General features: G+C 66.9%; 5 protein-coding genes. 3 read left to right on the top strand and 2 right to left on the bottom strand.

The features are described from left to right. Together WA965_RS07970 and WA965_RS07965 are read right to left on the bottom strand one after the other, a co-directional pair. On the bottom strand, positions 1-143 hold a 143-nt coding region (locus WA965_RS07970), incomplete at its 3' end, for a maleylpyruvate isomerase N-terminal domain-containing protein (protein ID WP_526447334.1). Between the two features lie 19 nt (positions 144-162). Beyond that, the gene (locus WA965_RS07965; RefSeq protein WP_526301487.1) at positions 163-882 is read right to left on the bottom strand and encodes a DUF899 domain-containing protein; all 720 of its coding nucleotides are present in this window, start codon (positions 880-882) and stop codon (positions 163-165) included. A gap of 81 nt (positions 883-963) precedes the next feature. Here WA965_RS07965 and WA965_RS07960 point away from each other — a divergent pair, with 81 nt between their 5' ends. The 3 genes from WA965_RS07960 to WA965_RS07950 form a co-directional block, all read left to right on the top strand. After that, positions 964-1,296, top strand: a complete 333-nt coding sequence (locus WA965_RS07960) for an ArsR/SmtB family transcription factor (protein WP_178361260.1) — start codon at positions 964-966, stop codon at positions 1,294-1,296. Then, positions 1,293-1,730: an SRPBCC family protein gene (locus WA965_RS07955; protein ID WP_526301489.1), complete on the top strand. Its 438-nt coding sequence runs from the start codon at positions 1,293-1,295 to the stop codon at positions 1,728-1,730. Before WA965_RS07960 ends, WA965_RS07955 begins: the two co-directional genes overlap by 4 nt. Before the next feature lie 39 nt (positions 1,731-1,769). Next, positions 1,770-2,623: DUF222 domain-containing protein (locus WA965_RS07950; protein WP_526447332.1), on the top strand; the 854-nt coding region annotated here is incomplete at its 3' end.

The following is a 2,623-nucleotide window of genomic DNA, read 5'->3' as shown; positions in this document are numbered from 1 at the left end:
GCCCAATCCTGTGCGACGGCCGTCATGTGGGCCACGACGTCGCGGACCGACCAACCCGGGCACGCTACGACCGGGCAGGCCCACACCGCGGCGTCGGCACCCGCCAGTAGAGCGGCGACGCGCGCCGTGGTGTCGCGGTACACGTCGGCGACCGCGCGAGCGTCACGTGCCGACACAGTGACCACCTTCCTCGGTCCGGCGGTACCCGTCGTGCCAGGACCACCATTGGTACGGGGCCGTCTGTGGATAGCCTTCTGGCGAGTCCTCCCACGTTTCCTGACGGCCCAGCGCGGTCATATCGAGGAAGTTCCAGGTGTTGACGAACACCTCGTCGCCGCGGTTGTCGATGAAGTAGGTGCGGAAAATTCGGTCGCCGTCTTCGCCCGGCCACCGGATGAAGGCGTTGGTCCCGTGCCACTTGTCGACGCCGAAGTCGACGTCGAATGCGCCTTGCTTGTCGGGAATCATGGTGTACCAAAGGTGGTTCCAACCCATCCGCGCCTTGATCCGCGCGATATCGGACTGCGATCCGCGGGAGGCGTATACGAGTGTGGTGTCGCGAGCGTTCAGGTGGGCGAGGTTGCCGATGTGGTCGGCCATCAGCGAACAGCCCACACAGCCGTGCTCGGGCCAGTCGTCCACGTCCGGATCCATGAACGCGCGGTACACGATCAGCTGACGACGACCGCCGAACAGGTCGGTCAGGCTCGCGGGACCATCGGGGCCTTCGAACCGATAGTCCTTGTCGACCGGTGTCCATGGCATTCTCCGGCGTATCGCGGCCATCGCGTCGCGGGCACGCGTCAACTCCTTCTCTTTGACGAGCATGTCGGCAAGGGCCGCCTGCCATTCCGGCTCGGAGACGATCTCGGGTGTCTGCACGGAACCTCCTTCGTAAACGTTAAACAGTTCTGTTGAATATAAGTATCAGCAGAACATGCTCACGCCGCTATAGTCAACAGAATGGTTGAAGATCCGACCCTGGACCGTGCGTACGCGGCGCTCGCCGATCCGACGCGCCGCTGGCTGCTGGAGACACTGCGGCAGGGCGACGCGCGCATCACCGATCTGGCGGCGCCGCTGCCGATGACCTTTGCGGGTGTCTCTCGTCATGTCGGCGTTCTGGAGTCGGCAGGCTTGGTGCGGCGTGAGGTGCGCGGCCGCGAGCACTGGCTCTCTGTGCAACCGGACGGGCTGTCGTCCGCGCGCCAGTGGATCGACGCGCAAGCCGACTTCTGGTCCACCCGCGCCGACGCGCTGTCGGAGAGGTTGCGCAAGAAGGGACGCGGCCGATGACCGACGGACCGGTCGTCCGGGTCCAACGCGTCATGCCCGCCCGTCCGGATGTGGTGTTCGACGAGTGGTTGGATCCGGAAGCGCTCATGGACTGGATGTGCCCACGCCCGTCCCGGTGTGTGGCGATCATCATCGAACCGAAGGTCGGGGGGCGGGTCAGCTTCGATGTCGACGACTCGGGATCCTCGGTGCTGATCACCGGCCAGTTCCTCGACATCGACCGGCCAAACCTGTTGCGCTTCACGTGGAGTCATTCAGGCTGGGCTGATCCGACGGTCACCAGCGTCGTCAACGTCGCGTTCGAACCGTTCGGCGTCGACCAGACGCTGATGTCCATCGAACACTCGCTGCTGCCGCCCGAGGGGTTCGAGGATCACGACCTCGGGTGGGCGGCAACCGCGGATCAACTGGTGGCGCTGCTTCCGCGAAGGTGATGCCACGGCATGTCGGTGGAGCCGGCTAGAATCGAACACATGTTCGATGAATCGCTTCCGGGGCCCGCCGCTCTGTCGGCGATGAGCAACGCCGCGCTCGTGGAGGCGGTGGTCGGGTGGTCGGCGGCGGCGGCGGTGGCCGAGGCGCGCAAGCTGGCGATGATTGCCGAGGTGCAGCGCCGCGCTGTGATCGGGGGGCGCCGTGCACGCTGGTCCGTTGATGAGGTCGATGCCGCCGCGGCGGGCTTGTCGTGTGCGTTGACGATCAGCCACGGTCGCGCACTGGGGCAGATCGGGTTGGCCGTCGCTCTGCGCGATCGGCTCCCGAAAGTGGGGGCACGATTCCTGGCAGGCCACCTCAGCGGCGCGATGATCTCGACGATCGTGTTCCGCACCGCGCTGGTCCGCGACGCGGTCGCGCTGGCCCACATCGACAGCGAGATCGCCGAGCACGCCGCGCATTGGGGCGCGCTCTCGCAGCACAAACTCGAGCAGGCCATCGATTTCTGGGTCGACCGCCACGACCCCGACGCGGTGCGACGGTTGCGCAACTCGGCGCGGGCGCGCTCCTTCACCATCGGGGACCGCGACGACACCACCGGCACTGCCAGCGTCCACGGGCGCCTGTCGGCCACCGACGCGGTGCTCCTCGACCAACGCATCACCGACATGATCGCGTCGGTGTGCGACGACGATCCCCGCACCCTGGGCCAACGCCGCTCGGATGCCGTCGGCGCGATCGCCGCCCACGCCACACACCTGGCGTGCCGCTGCGACGACCCGACATGCGCAGGCAAGGTCGACGACGGTCGCGCCAGCAGCGTGACCATCCATGTCATCGCCGACCAGGAATCACTCGACGCCGCCCTGGACCCGAAACTGCACGGCGAGGG

This window comes from Mycobacterium sp., assembly GCF_049683935.1.
Classification (GTDB): domain Bacteria; phylum Actinomycetota; class Actinomycetes; order Mycobacteriales; family Mycobacteriaceae; genus Mycobacterium.
Note: the sequence above shows the minus strand (reverse complement) of the source record. Positions and strands in the feature narration are given on the sequence as shown.

What these genes read in the sequence shown, in the direction of transcription:
- WA965_RS07960 (WP_178361260.1), top strand. Translation starts at nt 964, where the DNA reads ATGGTTGAAGATCCGACCCTGGACCGTGCGTACGCGGCGCTCGCCGAT.
- WA965_RS07955 (WP_526301489.1), top strand. Translation starts at nt 1,293, where the DNA reads ATGACCGACGGACCGGTCGTCCGGGTCCAACGCGTCATGCCCGCCCGT.